This is a genomic window from Micromonospora sp. R311, assembly GCF_056780015.1.
This window is the reverse complement of the sequence record NZ_JBSWCE010000010.1, coordinates 57442-76549: the sequence shown is the minus strand read 5'-3', so window position 1 is coordinate 76549 and position 19108 is coordinate 57442. Positions and strand designations below refer to the sequence as shown.

Here is a 19108-nt window from a genome sequence, read left to right as displayed (position 1 = left end):
GCGGCGCGGAGTGCCGCTTCAGGCCGCCGGCACGTAGATCTCGGCCAGCGCCCGCGCGGTGCCGACGAACCGTTCCCTCAGCTCGGCCGGCGCCAGCACCTCCACCTCGGCGCCGAGCTTCAGCAGCTCGATGTGGCCGTGCTTGACCGACTCGATCGGCACCGTGGTGATCAGCCAGCCGTGCTCGTCGGGCGCGCCGGCCGCCGCACGCGCGGCCCGGCTCATCGCCGGCGGGAGGACGTGCCCGGCCAGGTCCAGCGCGGCCGTCGTCATCCGCACCGTCGCCTCGGCCCGGTAGACGCCGCGCTCGTAACGGTCGGCGTACTCCTGCCAGCAGCGGCCCAGGTCGAAGTCGTCCGGCCGGTCGAAGTGCTCGTCGAGGACGGCCAGGTCGAGCACCGCCCCGACCCGGTAGGTGCGCACGTCGCCGCCGGCGTCGGCGAGCAGGTACCAGCGGCCGGCCTTGAGCACCACGCCGAGCGGGGCCAGCACCCGGGTCACCTCCCGAGGCGCCTTCCACCGCCGGTAGCGCACCTCGACCCGGCGGTCCTCCCACACCGCGCGGGCCAGCGCGGCCAGGTGCGGGGTCGGCTCGGGCTCCCGGAACCAGGTCGGCGCGTCCAGGTGGAACCGCTGCCGGATCCGCCCGCCCCGGTCGGCCAGCTCGGCCGGCAGCGCGGCGCGCAGCTTCAGCTCGGCGGTGGCGAGCACCGAGCCGAGCCCCAGCTCGGCCGCCGGGCCGGGCATGCCGGTGAGGAACAACGCCTCCGCCTCCTCGGCGGTGAGCCCGGTCAGCCGGGTGCGGTAGCCGTCCAGCAGGCGGTACCCGCCGGCCGGCCCGCGGTCGGCGTAGACCGGGACACCGGCGGCGCCGAGTGACTCGACGTCGCGGTAGACGGTACGCACCGACACCTCCAGGGCGTCGGCGAGCTCCTGCGCGGTCATCCGCCCCCGGGCCTGCAACAGCAGCAGCAGGTTGACCAGCCGACTCGCGCGCACCGCCCGACGGTACCCCCGGCCGACGGTCGCGGCGGCGACCGGGGAGACGGGGCTGTCGGGAACCGGTCGGGCGCGCCTCAGCCCGATTCCCACCCGGGGCTGAGAACCTTTTTCACATGCTCTTCTCGGACACCCCGGTGCTGCCCGGCCCGTCGGCCCCGCCCGCCCTGCCGGGCGGACCCACCGACTTCACCGAGGCGTGGCTGCGCAACCGGCGGCTGAGCGAGCACACCCGGGACGCGTACCGCCGGGACATCGCCGGCTGGCTCGCCTGGTGCGCCGCCCGCGAGCTGGACCCGCTGCGGGCGACCTTCCTGCACGTCAACGAGTACGCCCGGACGCTGGAGTCGACGCTGGCGGCGCGCAGCGGCCGCCCGCTGGCCCCGGCCACCGTCGCGCGGAAGCTCTCCGCGCTGTCCAGCTGGTACGACTTCCTGGTCAAGCTCCGGGCCGTGGACGCCAACCCGGTGACCGGCGCGGACCGGCCGCGCATCGACCGGGACCACTCGGCCACCGTCGGGCTCACCCCGGAGGAGGTGGACGCGCTGCTCGCCGCCGCCGAGGCGGACACCGGGCCGACCGCCCTGCGCAACCGCGCCACCATCGCACTCCTGGCCGACCTCGGGCTGCGGGTCGGCGAGCTGGTCTCGCTGGACCTGGCCGACCTGGGCGCCGAGCGGGGGCACCGCAGCGTCCGGTTCGTCGGCAAGGGCGGCAAGGCCCGCCGCCGGGCGCTCACCCCGGGCACCGCGTACGCGGTGGACGCCTACCTGGCCCAGCGGGCCGCCGCCCAGGGGCTGCCGATGACCGAGCTGACCGGGCCGCTGCTGGTCACCGCCAGCGGCGCCCGGCTCGACCGGCACTCGGTGTTCCGGCTGGTGCGCCGGCTGGCCCGCACGGCCGGGATCCCGGCCTGGGCGAAGCTGTCGCCGCACTCGCTGCGGCACGCCTTCGCCACCACCGCCCGCGCCGAGGGCGTCCCGCTGGAGGACGTCCAGGACGCGATGGGGCACGCCGATCCCCGCACCACCCGCCGTTACGACCGGGACCGGCACAACCTGGACCGGGACCCGGCGTACGTGCTCTGGGCGGCCCGGGCCCGCCGCCGCGGCTGACGGCCCCGGGCCGGCGACGGGTTCAGCCCTGGGGGCGGGGGCAGATGCAGAACGGCTGCCCGATCGGGTCGACGAGCACCACCCACCGCCCGTCGCCGGGCTGGAACTCCGGCTTCGACGCGCCCGCCGCCACGAACTCCTGCTCGGCCAGGGCGAGGTCGTCGACGTACAGGTCGAGGTGGTAGCGCTTGCCGCCGGAGGCGTCCGGCCAGGACGGCGGGCGGTAGTCCGTTACCAGCCCGAAGCCGATGGCCACGCCACCGCCCGAGATCATGGCGTACTCGGGCTGGCTGTGGGTGATCTCCCAGCCGAGCACCCGGTGGTAGAAGGCGGCGTGCGCGGCCGGGTCGGCGCTGTCGAGGTTGACCATGGCGAGGTCGGCTGTCACTGTCATGCCCGCCAGCCTGCCGCAGGTACCTGACATCCTCTGGCAGGTACCCGCGGCGGAGTTCTGGCTCGGCGGGAGGCGCGGCGGCGGGGCCGGGACCGGGCGACTTTCCTGCGGCCGGGCCCTGCCGTTCTCTACCGTCGACAGATATGGGCGCTGAGCAGCCGTGGAGCCGGCCCGCCCGGCGGCGCCGCCCGGTCCGCACCGGGATGGTCTTCGCCGGGCTGGGCGTGGCGTTGTGCTGCGTGGGGGTGGCCGGGCTGGGCGCCTGGAACGTGCAGGTGGTCACCCAGGCCAGCGGGCCGGTGCGGGAGACCGCCGACGGTTTCCTGCGGCAGGTGACCGCGGGCGACAGCGCCGGGGCGTACGACCGGCTCTGCGCCGACGCGCGCAGCCGGTGGAGCGAGATCGGCTTCACCAGTTGGGTGCGCACCCCGCCGGTGGTCAGCGACTACGAGATCGTCGACGTCTCGGTGGCCACCCGGCGGGGTCGCCCGCACGGCGCCGTGAAGGTGCGGCTGACCCGGGACAGCGGCGCCACCGAGGAACGGACGCTGTCCGTGGTGAACGAGGACGGCGGGTGGCGGGTCTGCGGGGACCCGTACTGAGCCCGCCCGGTCAGTGGCGCGGACCCAGGTCGCCGGCGCGGTAGTGCCGCCGGCAGAGCACCTGGTAGCGCACGTCGGCGGTGTCCACCGTGTCGCCGATGACGACCTGCGCGCCCTCGCGGACCACCCGCCCGCCGACCACCCGGGCGTTGAGCAGCCCTTCCCGGCCGCACCAGCAGAGCACCTCGACCTGGATGCGGGCCACCTCGTCGGCGAGTTCGAACAGCCGCTGCGCGGCCGGGAACAGGCAGGAGCGGAAGTCGGTGGCGAGGCCGAAGGCGTAGACGTCGACGTCGTAGCGGTCGACCAGTTCGGCCATCTGCTCGACGTGCTCCACGCTGTAGAAGCTGGCCTCGTCGCAGATGAGGTAGTCGACCCGGACCCCCTCGGCCCAGGTGTCGCGCACCAGCGCGCGCAGGTCGAGGCCGTCGGTGACCTCGACGGCGTCGTGGGCCAGGCCGATCCGGGTGGTCACCCGAGGGCCCAGCGAGCGGTCGATGCGGGTGGTGACCAGGCCGCGACGGCCCTGCCGGGAGTGGTTGTAGTTCATCTGCAGGGCCATCGTGGACTTGCCGCAGTCCATCGGCCCCCAGAAGAACTTCAGCGCCGCCGCGTGCAGCGGCCGCCCGTCCGCCCCGCGCGCCGCGGCGCAGCCGGCCGGGGTGTCGTGCGGGCCGGGCAGCGGGCGGGCCAGGCAGGTCTGGGCGGCAGCGGCGTCGTCGGTCACGGTCGGGCAGCCTAACCGATCGACCCGGCCGGATCCGCCGCACGCACGCCGGGCGCGGGTCAGAGCACCCGGGGCGGGGTGTTGCCGGCCGCGACGATGGCCCGGCGGATCGGCACCGCCAGCAGCAGCAGGAACCCGACGACGAAGAAGATCAGCAGGGAGACCAGGCCGACCCGGTAGGAGGCGGTGAGCTGGAACACCAGGCCGAACGCGAGCGGGCCGAGCCAGCTGGTGCCCTTGTCGCTGATCTCGTAGAAGCCGTAGTACTCGCCTTCCTTGCCGGCGGGGATGAGCTGGCTGAACAGCGACCGGCTCAGCGCCTGGCTGCCGCCCAGCACCAGGCCGATCGCGGCGCCGAGCACCATGAACGGCAGCGGCGCCTCGGCCGGCAGCCGGAACGCGGCGACGATCACCCCGGTCCACAGCACCAGGCTCAGCAGCACGGTCTTCCAGGCGCCGATGCGCCGGGCGAGGGCGCCGAGGCTGAGCGCGCCGCCGAAGGCGAGGAACTGCACCAGCAGGATGGTGGTGATCAGGGTGCTCTGCCCCAGGCGCAGCTCCTCGGTGCCGTACTGGCTGGCCAGGGTGATGACGGTCTGGATGCCGTCGTTGTAGACCAGGAAGGCGAGCAGGAAGAACAGCGTCAGCGGGTACGCCTTGATCTCGCGCAGGGTGCGGGCGAGCTGGCGGAAGCCGTCGGTGAACACGTTGCCGCGGCCACCGGCGGCGAGGGCCGCGGCGGTGGGCCGCTCGCGCAGCCAGCGCAGCGGCACCAGGGTGAACACCGCCCACCACACGCCGGCCGAGACGATGGACCAGCGGGCCAGGTCCAGGGTGCGCTGCGGGTTGCCCTCCTCGCTGAGCAGGGTGACCGCGACCAGGTTGCCGGCCAGCAGCAGACCGCCGCCGAGGTAGCCCAGCGCCCAGCCGCGGCTGGAGATGCCGTCGCGTTCGTCGGGGCCGCCGAGCTGGGGGAGGAACGAGTTGTAGACCACGATGGCCGCGCCGAAGCTGATGTTGGCGATCAGGAACAGCGCCCCGCCGAGCAGGTAGCGGTCGCCGGTGACGAAGGCCATCGCGACGGTCGCCGCGGCGCCGGTGAACGCGGCGCCGCCGAGCAGCCGCTTCTTGTGCAGGGACCGGTCGGCGATCGCCCCCATCACCGGCAGCACGAAGACGGTGAGGAAGACCGACAGCGAGATCAGGTACGGGTAGTACGAGCCGGCGGCGACCTTGATGCCGAGCGGGTACACGAACCCGTCGCAGCGGTCGGCGCCGAGTTCGCAGCCGGCCGCCAGTTCGGCGACGGTGGTCAGGAACGGGCCGAGGAACACCGTGATGACGGTGGTCTGGAAGGCGGAGTTGGCCCAGTCGTAGACGTACCAGCCGGTGCGCTCCCGACGGGTGCTGGCCGGGGCGGGGATGTCGCCCACGGTGGGGGTGGCGGTCTCGGCCATCGGGTCCTCGTCGGGGGTCAGGCGGCCCAGTGGCCGCGGCTGCGGTAGACGTCGCGCAGCACGCCGACGTGATCGGTCATGATGCCATCCACCCCAAGATCAAGTAACTCGTGCATCTCGGTGGGTTCGTCGATCGTCCAGACGTGCACCTGCAGGCCGAGGCGGTGGCAGTAGGCCAGGAAGCGGCGGTCGACCACGCGGATGCGCCCGTAGCGCACCGGCACCTGGGCGGCGACCACCGACGGCGGCAGCCGCAGCGACCGCCCGTGCAGCGAGGCCATCCGCAGCCGGGCCACCCCGCGCATGCCGAGGCCGGTGGCGACCCGCCCCTCGGTGAGCGCCCGCATCCGGGTCAGCCGGGCGTCGCTGAACGAGGCGAGCAGCACCCGGTCGCCGGCGCCGGCACGCGCCACGGTGGACACGGCCGGCTCGACGCCGCCGTCGGCCTTGACGTCGACGTTGAACCGCACCTGCGGCCAGGCGTCGAGCACCTCGTCGAGGCGGGGCACCACGGCGGCGCCGCCGACCCGCACCGAGGCCAGGTCGGCCCAGCGCAGCTCGGCGATGCGGCCCCGCTCGCCGGTGACCCGGAGCAGGGTGGGGTCGTGGAAGACCACGCACACGCCGTCCGCGGTGGCGTGCACGTCGGTCTCCACGTACCGGTAGCCGAGGCCGATCGCGCGGGCGAACGCCGCGGCGGTGTTCTCGTCGCCCTCGGCGGCGCCGCCGCGGTGGGCGAAGGCCAGCGGCGCGGGCGCGTCGAGGTAGGGGTGGCCGGTCAGCACGCAGCGCAGTATGCCCGCCGGAGGTGGCCGCCCGGCGAGCAGCCCGTGACCGATGGATCGCGGGAAAGGTCGCCGGCGCCGGTGGTGAGGGTGCGGCCGATCGGCCACGGGTGCCCGGGCCGGCCCACGCACGCCCTCCTCGGGCGTGGCGTCAGCCGGTGGGGCGGCGGCGGTGGGAGCGGCTGGTGTCGGCCGGGCGGCCGGGGTCGACGTGGCGGGGGCGGTCGGGCTCGTCCGGGCGCAGCGGGCCCAGGTCGGCGGTGAGCGCGTCGATGATCCGGTCGGTGGCCCGGCGGGCCGCGCCGGGCACGCCGGGGGTGAGGTCGGCCAGGTCGACCGGGTCGCCGAAGTGCACCCGGATCACCGGGCGGCGCAGCACGGCCCGGGCGAGCCCGCGCAGCATCCCCTTCGGGGCGCGGTAGGGCAGCACCTGGTGCGAACCCCACTGGGCGACCGGGACCACCGGGGCGCCGCAGGTCAGGGCGAGCCGGGCGGTGCCGGTTTTGCCGCGCTCGGGCCACATGCCCGGGTCCAGGCCGATGCGCCCCTCGGGGTAGACCAGGATCACCGAGCCGCCGGCGACCGCCGTGGCGGCGTCGACCAGTGCCTGGTGCACGGCGTTGGTGCCCCGGTCGACCCGGATGTGCCCGGCGTGGCGCATCGCGGCGCCGACCACGGGGGCGCGGAACAGCCCGCCGGTGGCCAGGATCCGGGGGGAGACGCCGGCCGTCCGGCACGCGGCGGCCATCACCACCGGGTCGAACGGGCTGATGTGGTTGGCGGCCAGGATCAGCGGCCCGCGCCGCAGGTGCGCCGGCACGCCTCCGGTGACCTCCAGGCGGGCCAGCAGGGCGACGACGACGCGGGCGAGCAGCTGGGCGGCGCGCCAGACCAGCGGCGGCCGCCAGGGGGAGCGGGCGGTGTCCATCAGCGCGCAATGGTCGCACGGGCCCTCCGCGCGTCGGGGGTCAGGTCGGGGTGCCGTCCGCCGGACGGGGCCGCGATCGGGGGTCGGGAGGCCGGGGTGATCAAGGTCATTGGTCCCGGTGGCGTTCGGGACCCTCGGCCCTGCCGATTCTTCTACGACCGGCGGTAGTATTTACTACGTCCCGTAGTATGAACGGCTGGGGGTTCCAGGTGGACGCGTTGGACGTCGCCCGCTGGCAGTTCGGTGTCACCACCGTCTACCACTTTCTCTTCGTACCGCTGACCATCGGCCTGTCCGTGCTGGTCGCCATCCTGCAGACGCTGTGGCACCGCACCGGCAACGAGAAGTACCTCAAGCTCACCAAGTTCTACGGCAAGCTCTTCCTGATCAACTTCGCGATGGGCGTGGTCACCGGCATCGTGCAGGAGTTCCAGTTCGGCATGAACTGGAGCGACTACTCCCGCTTCGTCGGCGACATCTTCGGCGCCCCGCTCGCCATCGAGGCGCTGGTCGCCTTCTTCCTGGAGTCCACCTTCATCGGCCTGTGGATCTTCGGCTGGGACCGGCTGCCCAAGCGCCTGCACCTGGCCGCCATCTGGGCCGCGGCGATCGGCACCAACCTGTCCGCGTACTTCATCCTGGCGGCCAACTCGTTCATGCAGAACCCGGTCGGCTACCGGATCAACCCGGAGACCGGCCGCGCCGAACTCACCGACTTCCTCGCGGTGCTGACCAACAAGGTCGCCCTGGTCACCTTCCCGCACACCATCGCCGGGGCGTTCCTGGTCGCCGGCTCGCTGCTGGTCGCGGTCGCGCTGTGGCACCTGATCCGCAACCGCGACTCGGCCGACACCCCGGCCTACCGCTTCGCCGCGAAGTTCGGCTCCTGGGTCACCCTGGTCGCCGCCGCCGGCGTGGTCATCACCGGCGACATCCAGGGCAAGATCATGACCCAGGTGCAGCCGATGAAGATGGCCGCCGCCGAGGGCCTCTACCACACCGAGAGCCCCGCCTCGTTCTCCGTGCTCACCGTCGGCAGCCTCGACGGCACCCGCGAGCTGTTCGCGATCAAGATCCCGTACCTGCTGTCCTACCTGGGCACCGGGGACCCGAACGGCACCGTGCACGGCATCAACGACCTGCAGGCCCAGTACGCCAGCCAGTACGGCCCGGGCAACTACGCCCCGATCATCCCGGTCACCTACTGGAGCTTCCGCTTCATGATCGCCTTCGGGCTGGCCGCCGCCGCGATCGCCCTGCTGGTGCTCTGGACCCACCGCAAGGGCCGCACCCCGACCAGCCGCTGGCTGCTGCGCCTCGGCCTGGCCATGCCGGTGCTCCCGCTGCTGGCCAACTCATTCGGCTGGATCTTCACCGAGATGGGCCGCCAGCCGTGGATCGTCTTCGGCGAGATGCTCACCCGCAACGGCGTCTCCCGCAGCGTGTCGCTGACCGAGGTGCTCACCTCGTTCACCGCCTTCACCCTGATCTACGCCACCCTCGCCGTGATCGAGTTCAAGCTGCTGGTCCGCTACGCCAAGGCCGGGGTCCCCGACCTCACCCCGCAACCCGAGATCGACGACACCCACGACGACGCCGAGCGCCCGCTCGCCTTCGCCTACTGACCTCCGGAGCGCACCGTGGACCTCACCACCATCTGGTTCCTGCTCGTCGCCGTGCTCTTCACCGGCTACTTCATCCTGGAGGGCTTCGACTTCGGCGTCGGCATGCTGCTGCCCGTGCTCGGCCGCGACGACCGGGAACGCCGCGTCCTGATCAACACCATCGGGCCGGTGTGGGACGGCAACGAGGTGTGGCTGATCACCGCGGGCGGCGCCATGTTCGCCGCCTTCCCCGAGTGGTACGCCACCCTGTTCTCCGGCTTCTACCTGCCGCTGCTGCTGATCCTGCTGGCCCTGATCGCCCGCGGCGTCGCCTTCGAGTACCGGCACAAGCGCCCCGAGCCGTCCTGGAAGCGGCGCTGGGACGCGGCGATCTTCGTCGGGTCGGTGGTGCCGGCGGTGCTGTGGGGGGTGGCCTTCGCCAACATCCTGCGCGGCGTGCCGCTGGACGCCGACCACGAGTACGTCGGCGGCCTGCTCGACCTGCTCAACCCGTACGCCCTGCTCGGCGGGGCGACGACCGCGGCGCTGTTCCTCACCCACGGCGCGGTCTTCATCGCGCTGAAGACCGTCGGCGAGGTCCGCGAGCGCGCCGGCGCTCTCGCGGTGCGGGTCGGCGCGGTCGCCGCGCTCCTCGCCGTGGCGTTCCTGACCTGGACGCTGGGCATCCGCTCCAGCACGGCCGCCGTCGTGCTCGCGGTCGGCGCGGCGCTCGCGCTGCTCGGCGGTCTCGCCGCCGCCCGGGCACGCCGGGAGGGCTGGGCGTTCGCCGGCACCGCGGTGGCGATCGGCCTGGCCGTGGCGACCCTGTTCGCGGCGCTGTTCCCGAACGTGCTGCCGTCCACCCTGGACACCGCCGGGACGCTCACCGCGACCAACGCCGCCTCCACCCCCTACACCCTGAAGATCATGACCTGGGTGGCGGTGGTGTTCACCCCGATCGTGCTGGCCTACCAGGGCTGGACGTACTGGGTGTTCCGCAAGCGCATCGGGGTGGCCCACATCCCGCAACACTGACCCGGCCCGGGACTAGGGTGAAGCGGTGACCGGCGACGCGTGGACCAACCTGTTCGGCAGCGCGACGCCGGTCGTCGCCGCCCCGCTCGCCGGGGGCGCCACCACGGCGGCCCTGGTCCGCGCCGTCGCCGCGGCCGGCGGCTTCGCCTTCCTCCCCGCCGGCTACAAGACCCCGGAGGCGGTCGCCGCCGACCTGGCCGAGGTGCGGGCGACCGGGACGCCGTGCGGGGTGAACCTGTTCGTGCCCGGCCCCCGCGACATCGACGAGACCACCTTCCGCCGGTACGCCCACCAGATCGCCGCCGAAGGCGCACCGTACGGGCTCGACCTGGCCGGCGCGCCGCTGCTGCACGACGACGACCACTGGCCGGACAAGATCGACCTGCTGCTGGCCGCCCCGGTGCCGGTGGTCAGCTTCACCTTCGGGCTGCCCGACCCGGCGGCGGTGACCGCGCTGCGCCGCGCCGGCACCCGGGTGCTGGTCACGGTGACCTCGGTCGACGAGGCGCGGGCCGCGGCGCAGCTGGGCGTCGACGGGCTGGTCGCCCAGGGCACCGAGGCCGGCGGGCACAGCGGCACCCACACGCCGCACCGGCCGGCCCCGCCGGCCTCGACCCGGCCCCTGGTCGGCGACGTGGTCCGGGCCACCGGGCTGCCGGTGGTGGCCGCCGGTGGCGTCGCCGGCCCCGACGACGTCCGCGACCTGGTCGCCGCCGGCGCCACCGCGGTGGCCGTCGGGACGCTGCTGCTGCGCACCGACGAGAGCGGGGCCAGCCGCACCCACCGCGACGCCCTGGCCGACCCCGCCCGCACCGGCACCGTGCTCACCCGCGCCTTCACCGGCCGGCCGGCGCGCGGGCTGCGCAACGCCTTCATCGACCGGTACGAGCCCGTCGCGCCGCTCGGCTATCCGGAGCTGCACCACCTGACCCGCGGCCTGCGCGCGGCGGCGGCCGCGGCCGGGCACCCGGACCGGGTGCACCTGTGGGCCGGCACCGGCTACCGGCACGCCACCACCGGCCCCGCCGCCGCCGTGGTCGAGCGGCTCACCGCGGCGCTCTGACGCGCGGACCCGGTCGGTCGCCTCCGGCGCGGGCCGGTCGCACCCGCGCGTGACCGGCCCGGGTCACGCGGGCACGGGTGCGCCCTGCCCGGTCGCCGCCAGCTCGGCGTCGGCCCGCTGCTTGAGCAGGGTGAGCACGCGTCCGGCCACGGCCAGGTCCGCGGCGGGGATGTCGGCGTACAGCCGGGCGGCGATGCCCGCGACCACGTCGGCGACGCGGCGCTGCACCTCCCGGCCGGCGTCGGTGAGCGCCAGCCCGGACCCGCCGGCGGGCAGCGCGCGCAGCAGCCCGCCGGCGACGAGTTCGTCCAGCGCGGCCAGCACCACCGGCTGGTCGACCTTCAGCGCGCCGGTCAACCGCTCGACGAGGTGCGCCCGGACGACGGCCCCGCCCTCGGCGGCGGTGGCGTTCAGGGCGAGCGACTGGTGGAAGGTGATGCCGAACCCGGCCAGCTCGCGTTCCAGCACGGCACGGGTGGCGTAGTGGGCCTGGCCGATGATCTGGCCGTTCACGGTGGTCATGACGATCCTCCTGATGTTGGGGGCACCAATGTTGGCCCGGCCAACGATAGCAGGATTCGTGGGTCGTGCCAACAATCGGGTTAGGCTCTCCCCATGGACCACATCGGCGAGCCGGAAACGCCCACCCGGCTGCGCACCACCCCGAGCTGGCTGCTCTCCCAGACCGCCGCCCACGCCGGCCGGCTGGTCAGCGACGGCTTCGGCGGCATCGGCGCCCGCGGCTACCACTACCGGATCCTCGCCGCCCTCGACGAGTTCGGCCCCGCCAGCCAGGCCGACCTCGGCCGGCGTGGCGGCATCGACCGCAGCGACGTCGTCGCCACCGTCAACGAACTCGCCGCGAAGAACCTCGTCGTCCGCGCACCGGACCCCGCCGACCGGCGGCGCAACGTCATCACCCTCACGCCCGCCGGGCGGCGCGAACTGCAGCGCATGGGGGAGACCCTCGCCGGCGTCCAGGAGACCCTGCTCGCCCCGCTCACCCCCACCGAACGCGACCAGCTCACCCGCCTGCTCGGCAAACTCCTCGCCCACCACCGGCAGCGCCGCTGACCGGCGAAACGACGGTGGGGCGGGTGGCGCGACCGCCACCCGCCCCACCGGGCGCCCACGGCTCAGTGGGCCTCGCGCAACTCCGCCAACCGCGCCTCGATCTCCGCCAGCTCGGCGCGCAGCTTCTCGGCCTGCTGCTCCGCCTCGGCCCGCTCCGCGGCCAGGATCTGCTCCACCGCCTCGTGCACCCCCGGCACGTCCACCAGCGCCACCATCCGCAGCGCCTCGGCCGGCTTCACCACGTACGGCTTGGCCAGGGCCTTGCTGCCCTGCTGCGCGGCCACCGTCCACTCGCCCTCGGCGTACGCCAGGGTCACCGTCAACCCGGCCGGCCCCTTCGGCTTGGCCGCCTTCGCCACCCGGCGCGCCGGCCTGGCCGCCTCCACCGTCTCCACCTTCGACTCCTCCCGCCGCTCCTGCCGCTGCGCCGGCACCCGGTCCAACACGAACTCCGGCTCCGCCGGCGTCACCTCCGGCTCCGGCTGCGGCTCGGGCTGCGGTTCGGCCGCCCTGCGCCCCGCGCCCCGCGGCGCCACCGCCACGTCGGCGGGGGAGAACGGCAACTCGTCGCGGCCGAACCGGACCACCACGAACTCCTCCGACACCACCGGATCGGTCAGCTCCACCACCTGCCCGACCTGCCCGGCGATCTGCCCGGCCGCGGCGGTGAACACCACCTTCGGCTTGCGGCCCGCCGCCAACGCCTCCCGGATGCTGCGCACCTCGTCATCGGACAAACCCTGGCCAGCGGCACCCATCAGCAACCTCTTCCGTACACCTGTTTGATTCCTGCCTTGATACCAGCCGGCTGCGACAGCACCGCAGCGGGATCACCCACCCAGCGCCCGCAGCGCCCGGTCGGCGTGCCCGGTCATGCTGAGCTCACTGTGGACCACCTCGATCACCCGCCGGTCGGCGCCGATCACGAACGTCACCCGCCGGGTGCTCAACGGCCCCAGCGGCAGCCGCCGCCGCACCCCGAACCGGCCCGCCACCACACCGTCCGGGTCCGACAGCAGTGGATAGTCGAACCCGTGCAACCGGGCGAACTCCGCCTGCTTCGCCACCGGATCCCGGCTGATCCCCACCCGCTGCGCGCCCACCGCCGCGAACTCCGCCGCCAGGTCCCGGAAGTGACAGCTCTCCGCCGTGCAGCCCCGGGTCATCGCCGCCGGGTAGAAGAACAGCACCACCGGCCCCGCCGCCAGCAACTCCGACAACCGCCGCACCGCCCCGGTCTGGTCCGGCAGCGCGAAGTCCGCCACCACGTCCCCGACATCCAGCACCACGCACCTCCACCTCGAACCGACGCGCGGCGAGCGTAGAGGATCACCCCCACACCGCCGCCACCTCGTCCGCCACCGCCGCCGCCTGCACCCGGCCGGCCCGGGCCGCCGCCGCCCGCCGCGCCGGGTCCAGCACGTTACGCCCGATCGCCGCCCGCGCCGCCGCGTCCGGCGACACCACCACCACCCGCGCCCCCTCCGCCCGCAACGCCGCCACCTGCGCCGACAACCGCGGCATCGGCCCGAACGCCGCCGTGGTCGGCGCCAGCACCACCACCCGCCGCGCGCCCCGGGCCAGATCCGCGTTCACCGCCGAGCGCATCCCGCCGTCGATGAACCGCCGCCCGCCGATCGTCACCGGCGGCCACACCCCGGGCACCGCGCAACTGGCCCCCACCGCGTCCACCAACGACACCCCGCTGTCGGCGTCGAACGCCACGAACTCACCCGAGATCGCGTCCACCGCCGTCACCAGCAACCGCCGCGCCGGCCAGTCCCGCACCGGCAACCGCGCCTCGATCACCGCCCGCCGCGACTGCTCCGAGGGCGTACGCGCGGCCAGCGCCATCGCCCCGATCCGGGCCCGCGCCCGCACCGCGTCGCGGGTACGCCCACCCGCCCACACCAGCCGCGCCACCGCCGCGAACCCGAACCGCGCCGCCACCTCACCCCGCGGCGGCGTCAACTGCGCCTCGTACAACTCCCGCACCGGGCGGCCCGAACACACCTGCGCCCCCACCACCGATCCCGCCGACGTGCCCACCACCAGGTCCGCCTCGGCCAGCGCGAACCCCCGCTCGGCCAGCCCGGCCACCACCCCCAGCTCCCAGGCCACCCCGGTCACCCCGCCGCCACCGAGCACCAACGCCCGCGTCATGTGATCCACCCCTCCCCGCCGGCACGTGCCGGTCACGGTAACGTCGGCCCAGCAGCCACGGCAGGGGAGAGGTCCGTTGAATCCCGTCACCGTCATCACCGGCGGCAGTCGCGGCATCGGCGCCGCCACCGCCCGCCGCCTCGCCCACGCCGGCCACCACATCGCCCTGTCCTACCGCCGCGACCGCGACGCCGCCGAGGCCGTTCTCGCCGACCTGCGGGCCACCGGCGTACGCGCCGTCGCCGTGGCCGCCGACACCCGCGACCCCGACCAGGTCACCGCCCTCTTCGACGCCGCCGCCGACCTCGGCGAGCTCACCGGGCTGGTCAACAACGCCGGCGTCACCAGCCCCATCGGGCCCTTCACCGACCTCGACCCCACCGACCTGCGCCACGTCGTCGACGTCAACCTCATCGGCTACGTCCTCTGCGCCCAGCAGGCCGCCCGCCGGATGAGCAGCGGGGCCGGCATCGTCAACATCTCCTCCGCCGCCGCCACCCTCGGCAGCCCCGGCGAGTACGTGCACTACGCGGCCGTCAAAGCCGCCACCGACACCCTCACCACCGGCCTGGCCAAGGAGCTCGCCCCCCGCGGCATCCGGGTCAACGCGGTGGCCCCCGGCGTCATCCGCACCGAGATCCACGCCCTCTCCGGCCAGTCCGACCGCCCCGACCGCGCCGCCGGCCGCATCCCCCTCGGCCGTCCCGGCGAACCCGACGAGGTCGCCGGTGCGGTCGCCTGGCTGCTCAGCCCGGACGCCTCCTACACCACCGGCGCCGTCCTGCGCGTCGCCGGCGGCCTCTGACACCATCGGCCCATGACCGGAGTCTTCGGCGACGTCGCCGACCGCTACGACGACGCCCGCCCCGGATACCCCCTCGTGCTCGCCGACACCATCCGCGCCTACCACGAGCGGAAGGTCGGGTGAGGACAATCGACCCATGCCCCTGCTCGTCCCGCCGCTGGTGGCGCCCGGCACGATGGCGCGACTGCCGCAACCCGAGATCGACGCCGACGGCGTACGACTGCGGCCCTGGCGGCCGGCCGACCGGGCCGCCGTCGTCGCCGGCTACGCCGATCCGGCGGTCCGGCGCTGGCACTGCCGGTCGATGACCGACGCGGAGGCCCGCGACTGGATCGCCGGCTGGCCCGAGCGGTGGCGACGCGAGACCGGCGCCGGCTGGGCGGTCGTCGACGACGCCGGGGTGCTCGGCCAGATCAGCCTGCGCCGGCTCGACCTCGCCGAAGGGCTGGCCGAGGTCTCCTACTGGGTGCTGCCCGCCGCCCGGGGCCGGCGCGTCGCCCCCCGGGCGCTGACCGCGCTGACCGGCTGGGCGTTGCGCCGGCTCGGCCTGCACCGGATGGAGCTGTCCCACTCGACGGCCAACCCCGCGTCCTGCGCGGTGGCGCTGCGGGCCGGCTTTCCCGCCGAGGGCACCAAACGCGGCGAGGGTCGGCACGCCGACGGCTGGCACGACATGCACCTGCACGCCCGCCTCGCCACCGACTCAGCCCCTGATACCTGGCCGTCGATGCGGCGGTGAGCCGCACCGCCACGATAAGGAAGGTTTACAGTTCAGGGGCGACGCGGGTAGCGTCCGGGTTCTGATCGACAGTCACCGATCACCCGAGGGCCTGGAGGTACTCGTGCGTCGCCGGAACACCATGACGCGGCTGCTGGCCATAGCCGCACTCGGACTGCCGTTAGCCCTTCCCGCCGCCCCGGCCGCCGCCACGCCGGTCACCCCGACCCGGCAGCTGGGCGATGTGGTCCCCGCACCGGTCGAGACCCGCCCCGACGCCCGGGGCACGTTCACGCTCAACCCGCTCACCGTCATCCGCACCGCACCCGGCTCGGCCGACGCCCGGCGGGTCGGGCGGCAGCTCGCCGAGACGCTGCGCCCCGCCACCGGCTACCCGCTGCCGGTCCTGCCGGCCCGCTCGACGCCGCTGCCCGAGATCGCCCTGCTCCTCGGCGGCGCCGACGCACGCGTCGGCCAGGAGGGCTACCAACTCGACGTCACCCGCCGCGCGGTCACGATCCGGGCGAACACCGCGGCCGGGCTCTTCGCCGGCACGCAGACCCTGCGCCAACTGCTGCCCGCCCAGATCGAGGCGCCCGACCGGCAGCGGGTCACCTGGGCCGTGCCCGGCGGGCGGATCGTGGACTACCCGCGCTTCGCCTACCGCGGCGCGATGCTCGACCTGGCCCGGCACTTCCACACCGTCGACGAGATCACCGCGTACGTGGACCTGCTCAGCCAGTACAAGATCAACCACCTGCACCTGCACCTGACCGACGACCAGGGGTGGCGTATCCAGATCGACTCCTGGCCGCGGCTGACCACCGTCGGCGGCGGCCCCGGCACCGGCGTCGACGGCCCCGGCTACCTCACCAAGGCCGACTACAAGGCCGTCGTCGCCTACGCCGCCGCCCGGCACATCACCATCGTCCCCGAGATCGACATGCCGGGGCACACCAACGCCGCCCAGTCCACCTACGCCGAGCTGAACTGTGACGGGGTCGCGCCGCCGCCGCGCACCGACATGGCGGTCGGCTACAGCTCGCTGTGCATCGACGACGAGTTGACCTACCGCTTCGTCGAGGACGTCATCCGCGAGGTCGCCGCGATCACACCCGGGCCGTTCCTGCACATCGGCGGCGACGAGGCGCACGCGACCACCGACGAGGAGTACCGCACCTTCATGCAGCGGGTGCTGCCGCTGGTCGCGAAGTACGGCAAGCGTGCCTCGGGCTGGAACGAGGTCGCGCAGGTCGACCCGCCGACCGACGTCGTGGCCCAGTTCTGGGGGACCGGCACCACCAACGCCGACCTGGCCGAGGCCGCCGCCCGGGGCAACAAGGTGGTCATGTCGCCGGCCAGCAAGGCCTACCTCGACATGAAGTACGACCCCACCACCCGCCTGGGGCTGTCCTGGGCCGGCTACACCGAGGTCGACGACGCGTACGACTGGGATCCGGCGACCCGGGTGACCGGCGTCGGCGAGAACGCGATCCTCGGCGTCGAGGCGCCACTGTGGTCGGAGACCCTGCGCAGCCTGGACGACATCGAGTACATGGCCTTCCCGCGCCTGCCCGCGATCGCCGAACTCGGCTGGTCGACCGCGGCCAGCCACGACTGGGAGTCGTTCCGGACACGTCTGGGAGCGCAGGCGCCGCGGTGGCGCCTGCAGGAGGTCGACTTCTACCCCTCCCCGCAGGTGCCGTGGGCCTGACCGGATGGGCCGCGGGTCCCGGCCGGGCAGCCGCCGGGACCCGCCACGGCGCGGTTCACCCGCGTACCGGCCGGGGCGACCACCGACGCCCGACGATCACGATCCGGTCCCGGTCCGCACCGCGGTGGTCCGGAAGCGGCGCTGGTAGACCGAGGGCGGGATGCCGTACGAGGTGAGGAACGCCCGCCGTAGCGTCTCGTCGCTGCCGAACCCGCTGCGCCGGGCGGCCTCCGTGACCGTGCCGCCCTGCTCCAGCAACGCCCGGGCGGCCTCGGTCCGGGCCAGCTCCAGGTAGCGGCCGGGCGTGAGGCCGAACTCCTGCTGGAAGAGCCGGCGCAGGTGGCGTGGGGTGACGGCGGCGTCGCGGGCCATCGCTTCCACCGGATACGGCGCCGACGGGTCGGCGGCCACCCGGTCGACCACCCGGCGCAGCCGCTGATCGCCGGTTGCCGGCAGGTCCTGCCGGACGGAGAACTGGGACTGCCCGCCCGGGCGCTGCATGAACACCACCAGTTCCCGGGCCACCTCGCGGGCCAGCACGGCGCCGTGGTCCGCCTCGACCAGGGCGAGCGCCAGGTCGATCCCGGCGGTCACCCCGGCACTGGTGGCGAAGCGCCCGCTGCGCACGTAGATGGCGTCCGGTCGCACCTCGATCTCCGGGAACTCGGCCCGCAGCCGCGTGGTGTGCCGCCAGTGCGTGGTGGCCGGGTGCCCGGCCAGCCAACCGGTGCGGGCCAGCAGGAACGCGCCGGTGCAGATCGCGGCGAGGCGGGTGTCCGGCCGGACCAGCCGGCCCAGCCCGGCCCGGACCTCGGCCGTGCCGGGCAGCGCGGAGAGGTCGTCCGACCCGGTGAGCACGAGGGTGTCCACCGGCTCGGCGTCGCCGACGGTGGTGTCGGCGACGATCCGCACCCCCGACGAGGTGCGTACCTGCGTCGACCGCCAACCGAGCAGCGCGACGGTGTAGCCGCCGCCGCGCCGGGTGGCGGCGTCGAACACGTCCACCGGACCGGAGACGTCGAGCAGCTGCACCCCGTCGAAGACCACCACACCTATCCGATGCGGTCGTGACCCGGCCATTCCCGACACCTCCTCGTGGCTCTTCCGCGACCCGGGGCTCATGTCCGTATCCGTGGGATAGGTGTCCCCACGGACATGGCCGGGCCGAGTCTAGTCCCGGCAGCATCGGGGGAGGACAAGGCGACCACCACGAACGCGGCGAGCCTGCCGCCGAAGGGACCACCCGAATGACCGAGACCATCGCCGGGATCACCATCCCGGACACGCCGCTCGTCGCCGCCGCGACCGACCTGGTCCGGCGGGTCACCGACGACCTGCTGTACCACCACTCCCGCCGGGTGTTCCTGTTCGGCGCGCTGCAGGGGCAGCGGCGCGGCCTGTCCCCGGACCCGGAACTGCTCTACGTCGGGGCGATGTTCCACGACCTCGGCCTGACGAGTGCGTACGGCAGCGCCGACCTGCGCTTCGAGGTGGACGGGGCCCGGGCGGCGGAGCGGTTCCTGCTCGAGCACGGCCGCTCGGCTCAGGAGGCGCGCAAGGTCTGGCTGGCCGTCGCGCTGCACACCACGCCGGGCGTACCGGACCAGCTCGACCCGGAGATCGCGCTGGTCACCGCCGGCGTGGAGACCGACGTGCTGGGCATCGGCCACCGCGACCTGGATCCGGCCCGGATCGCCGAGGTGACCGCCGCCCACCCGCGCCCCGACTTCAAGCGCCGGATCCTGGCCGCCTTCACCAAGGGCAACGCGCACCGACCCCGGACCACGTTCGGCAACGTGAACGCGGACGTGCTCGCGCACTACGACCCGTCGTTCGTCCGGGACGACTTCGTGGAGATCATTCTGGGCAGTGACTGGCCGGAGTGAGCCGGCCACCGGGCACGGCGGACGACCGGCCGGCGGTGG

21 protein-coding genes are annotated in these 19108 nt (G+C 74.4%); 10 read left to right on the top strand and 11 right to left on the bottom strand.

Features of this window, described 5'->3' with window-relative positions:
- Nucleotides 1-18 precede the first annotated feature (18 nt).
- Nucleotides 19-999: a helix-turn-helix transcriptional regulator gene (locus AC1WTP_RS10855; RefSeq protein ID WP_481649088.1), complete on the bottom strand. Its 981-nt coding sequence runs from the start codon at nt 997-999 to the stop codon at nt 19-21.
- Nucleotides 1000-1115: 116 nt separating this feature from the next.
- On the opposite strand from AC1WTP_RS10855, the gene AC1WTP_RS10850 reads away from it, so the two are divergent.
- Nucleotides 1116-2114, top strand: a complete 999-nt coding sequence (locus AC1WTP_RS10850) for a tyrosine-type recombinase/integrase (protein ID WP_481649087.1) — start codon at nt 1116-1118, stop codon at nt 2112-2114.
- A 22-nt stretch (nt 2115-2136) separates the two neighbouring features.
- Here AC1WTP_RS10850 and AC1WTP_RS10845 read toward each other — a convergent pair whose 3' ends face one another.
- Nucleotides 2137-2508 (bottom strand): VOC family protein, encoded by a 372-nt coding sequence (locus AC1WTP_RS10845; RefSeq protein ID WP_481649086.1) that lies wholly within the window; start codon nt 2506-2508, stop codon nt 2137-2139.
- Between the two features lie 143 nt (nt 2509-2651).
- Here AC1WTP_RS10845 and AC1WTP_RS10840 point away from each other — a divergent pair, with 143 nt between their 5' ends.
- Complete coding sequence (locus AC1WTP_RS10840) at nt 2652-3110, top strand: Rv0361 family membrane protein (RefSeq protein WP_481649085.1); 459 nt, start codon at nt 2652-2654, stop codon at nt 3108-3110.
- A gap of 10 nt (nt 3111-3120) precedes the next feature.
- Here the strand turns inward: AC1WTP_RS10840 and AC1WTP_RS10835 are convergent, their stop codons facing one another.
- From AC1WTP_RS10835 to AC1WTP_RS10820, 4 genes are all read right to left on the bottom strand, one after another.
- The gene (locus tag AC1WTP_RS10835) at nt 3121-3837 is read right to left on the bottom strand and encodes a thymidine kinase (RefSeq protein WP_481649084.1); all 717 of its coding nucleotides are present in this window, start codon (nt 3835-3837) and stop codon (nt 3121-3123) included.
- A gap of 59 nt (nt 3838-3896) precedes the next feature.
- Nucleotides 3897-5294 (bottom strand): MFS transporter, encoded by a 1398-nt coding sequence (locus AC1WTP_RS10830; protein ID WP_481649083.1) that lies wholly within the window; start codon nt 5292-5294, stop codon nt 3897-3899.
- Nucleotides 5295-5311: 17 nt separating this feature from the next.
- Nucleotides 5312-6079 carry a glycerophosphodiester phosphodiesterase family protein gene (locus tag AC1WTP_RS10825; protein WP_481649082.1) on the bottom strand — a complete coding sequence of 256 codons (768 nt, stop codon included), beginning with the start codon at nt 6077-6079 and terminating at the stop codon, nt 5312-5314.
- A gap of 151 nt (nt 6080-6230) precedes the next feature.
- Nucleotides 6231-7007, bottom strand: coding sequence for a lysophospholipid acyltransferase family protein (locus tag AC1WTP_RS10820; RefSeq protein WP_481649081.1), 777 nt, complete (start codon nt 7005-7007; stop codon nt 6231-6233).
- Between the two features lie 209 nt (nt 7008-7216).
- Here AC1WTP_RS10820 and AC1WTP_RS10815 point away from each other — a divergent pair, with 209 nt between their 5' ends.
- The 3 genes from AC1WTP_RS10815 to AC1WTP_RS10805 are packed head-to-tail and all read left to right on the top strand — an operon-like array spanning nt 7217 to nt 10709.
- Nucleotides 7217-8632, top strand: coding sequence for a cytochrome ubiquinol oxidase subunit I (locus AC1WTP_RS10815; protein ID WP_481649183.1), 1416 nt, complete (start codon nt 7217-7219; stop codon nt 8630-8632).
- 15 nt (nt 8633-8647) lie between these two features.
- On the top strand, nt 8648-9646 hold the full coding sequence (gene cydB / locus AC1WTP_RS10810; RefSeq protein WP_481649080.1) for a cytochrome d ubiquinol oxidase subunit II: 999 nt from the start codon (nt 8648-8650) through the stop codon (nt 9644-9646).
- Between the two features lie 25 nt (nt 9647-9671).
- A complete protein-coding gene (locus tag AC1WTP_RS10805) occupies nt 9672-10709 on the top strand; it encodes an NAD(P)H-dependent flavin oxidoreductase (RefSeq protein WP_481649079.1) in 1038 nt (345 codons plus the stop codon).
- A 63-nt stretch (nt 10710-10772) separates the two neighbouring features.
- Here AC1WTP_RS10805 and AC1WTP_RS10800 read toward each other — a convergent pair whose 3' ends face one another.
- The gene (locus AC1WTP_RS10800; protein WP_481649078.1) at nt 10773-11231 is read right to left on the bottom strand and encodes a MarR family winged helix-turn-helix transcriptional regulator; all 459 of its coding nucleotides are present in this window, start codon (nt 11229-11231) and stop codon (nt 10773-10775) included.
- Nucleotides 11232-11324: 93 nt separating this feature from the next.
- On the opposite strand from AC1WTP_RS10800, the gene AC1WTP_RS10795 reads away from it, so the two are divergent.
- A complete protein-coding gene (locus AC1WTP_RS10795; protein ID WP_481649077.1) occupies nt 11325-11783 on the top strand; it encodes a MarR family winged helix-turn-helix transcriptional regulator in 459 nt (152 codons plus the stop codon).
- A gap of 62 nt (nt 11784-11845) precedes the next feature.
- Here AC1WTP_RS10795 and AC1WTP_RS10790 read toward each other — a convergent pair whose 3' ends face one another.
- From AC1WTP_RS10790 to AC1WTP_RS10780, 3 genes are all read right to left on the bottom strand, one after another.
- Nucleotides 11846-12541, bottom strand: a complete 696-nt coding sequence (locus AC1WTP_RS10790; protein ID WP_481649076.1) for a hypothetical protein — start codon at nt 12539-12541, stop codon at nt 11846-11848.
- Between the two features lie 72 nt (nt 12542-12613).
- On the bottom strand, nt 12614-13072 hold the full coding sequence (locus tag AC1WTP_RS10785; protein WP_481649075.1) for a peroxiredoxin: 459 nt from the start codon (nt 13070-13072) through the stop codon (nt 12614-12616).
- A 40-nt stretch (nt 13073-13112) separates the two neighbouring features.
- Nucleotides 13113-13946, bottom strand: coding sequence for a patatin-like phospholipase family protein (locus tag AC1WTP_RS10780; RefSeq protein WP_481649074.1), 834 nt, complete (start codon nt 13944-13946; stop codon nt 13113-13115).
- Between the two features lie 76 nt (nt 13947-14022).
- Here AC1WTP_RS10780 and AC1WTP_RS10775 point away from each other — a divergent pair, with 76 nt between their 5' ends.
- The 3 genes from AC1WTP_RS10775 (at nt 14023) to AC1WTP_RS10765 (ending at nt 17183) form a co-directional block, all read left to right on the top strand.
- Complete coding sequence (locus AC1WTP_RS10775) at nt 14023-14751, top strand: SDR family NAD(P)-dependent oxidoreductase (RefSeq protein WP_481649073.1); 729 nt, start codon at nt 14023-14025, stop codon at nt 14749-14751.
- A gap of 136 nt (nt 14752-14887) precedes the next feature.
- Complete coding sequence (locus AC1WTP_RS10770; RefSeq protein ID WP_481649072.1) at nt 14888-15490, top strand: GNAT family N-acetyltransferase; 603 nt, start codon at nt 14888-14890, stop codon at nt 15488-15490.
- Between the two features lie 103 nt (nt 15491-15593).
- Nucleotides 15594-17183: a beta-N-acetylhexosaminidase gene (locus AC1WTP_RS10765; protein WP_481649071.1), complete on the top strand. Its 1590-nt coding sequence runs from the start codon at nt 15594-15596 to the stop codon at nt 17181-17183.
- 96 nt (nt 17184-17279) lie between these two features.
- Here the strand turns inward: AC1WTP_RS10765 and AC1WTP_RS10760 are convergent, their stop codons facing one another.
- Nucleotides 17280-18263: a GlxA family transcriptional regulator gene (locus AC1WTP_RS10760; RefSeq protein ID WP_481649070.1), complete on the bottom strand. Its 984-nt coding sequence runs from the start codon at nt 18261-18263 to the stop codon at nt 17280-17282.
- 167 nt (nt 18264-18430) lie between these two features.
- Here AC1WTP_RS10760 and AC1WTP_RS10755 point away from each other — a divergent pair, with 167 nt between their 5' ends.
- Nucleotides 18431-19069, top strand: coding sequence for an HD domain-containing protein (locus AC1WTP_RS10755; RefSeq protein ID WP_481649069.1), 639 nt, complete (start codon nt 18431-18433; stop codon nt 19067-19069).
- The last annotated feature ends 39 nt before the right edge of the window (nt 19070-19108 follow it).

Excerpts from the sequence above, each read along its gene's own strand:
- AC1WTP_RS10850 (WP_481649087.1), top strand. The coding sequence starts at position 1,116 with ATGCTCTTCTCGGACACCCCGGTGCTGCCCGGCCCGTCGGCCCCGCCC.
- AC1WTP_RS10845 (WP_481649086.1), bottom strand. The coding sequence starts at position 2,508 with ATGACAGTGACAGCCGACCTCGCCATGGTCAACCTCGACAGCGCCGAC.
- AC1WTP_RS10840 (WP_481649085.1), top strand. The coding sequence starts at position 2,652 with ATGGGCGCTGAGCAGCCGTGGAGCCGGCCCGCCCGGCGGCGCCGCCCG.
- AC1WTP_RS10830 (WP_481649083.1), bottom strand. The coding sequence starts at position 5,294 with ATGGCCGAGACCGCCACCCCCACCGTGGGCGACATCCCCGCCCCGGCC.
- AC1WTP_RS10820 (WP_481649081.1), bottom strand. The coding sequence starts at position 7,007 with ATGGACACCGCCCGCTCCCCCTGGCGGCCGCCGCTGGTCTGGCGCGCC.
- AC1WTP_RS10800 (WP_481649078.1), bottom strand. The coding sequence starts at position 11,231 with ATGACCACCGTGAACGGCCAGATCATCGGCCAGGCCCACTACGCCACC.
- AC1WTP_RS10795 (WP_481649077.1), top strand. The coding sequence starts at position 11,325 with ATGGACCACATCGGCGAGCCGGAAACGCCCACCCGGCTGCGCACCACC.
- AC1WTP_RS10790 (WP_481649076.1), bottom strand. The coding sequence starts at position 12,541 with ATGGGTGCCGCTGGCCAGGGTTTGTCCGATGACGAGGTGCGCAGCATC.
- AC1WTP_RS10780 (WP_481649074.1), bottom strand. The coding sequence starts at position 13,946 with ATGACGCGGGCGTTGGTGCTCGGTGGCGGCGGGGTGACCGGGGTGGCC.
- AC1WTP_RS10770 (WP_481649072.1), top strand. The coding sequence starts at position 14,888 with ATGCCCCTGCTCGTCCCGCCGCTGGTGGCGCCCGGCACGATGGCGCGA.
- AC1WTP_RS10760 (WP_481649070.1), bottom strand. The coding sequence starts at position 18,263 with ATGGCCGGGTCACGACCGCATCGGATAGGTGTGGTGGTCTTCGACGGG.
- AC1WTP_RS10755 (WP_481649069.1), top strand. The coding sequence starts at position 18,431 with ATGACCGAGACCATCGCCGGGATCACCATCCCGGACACGCCGCTCGTC.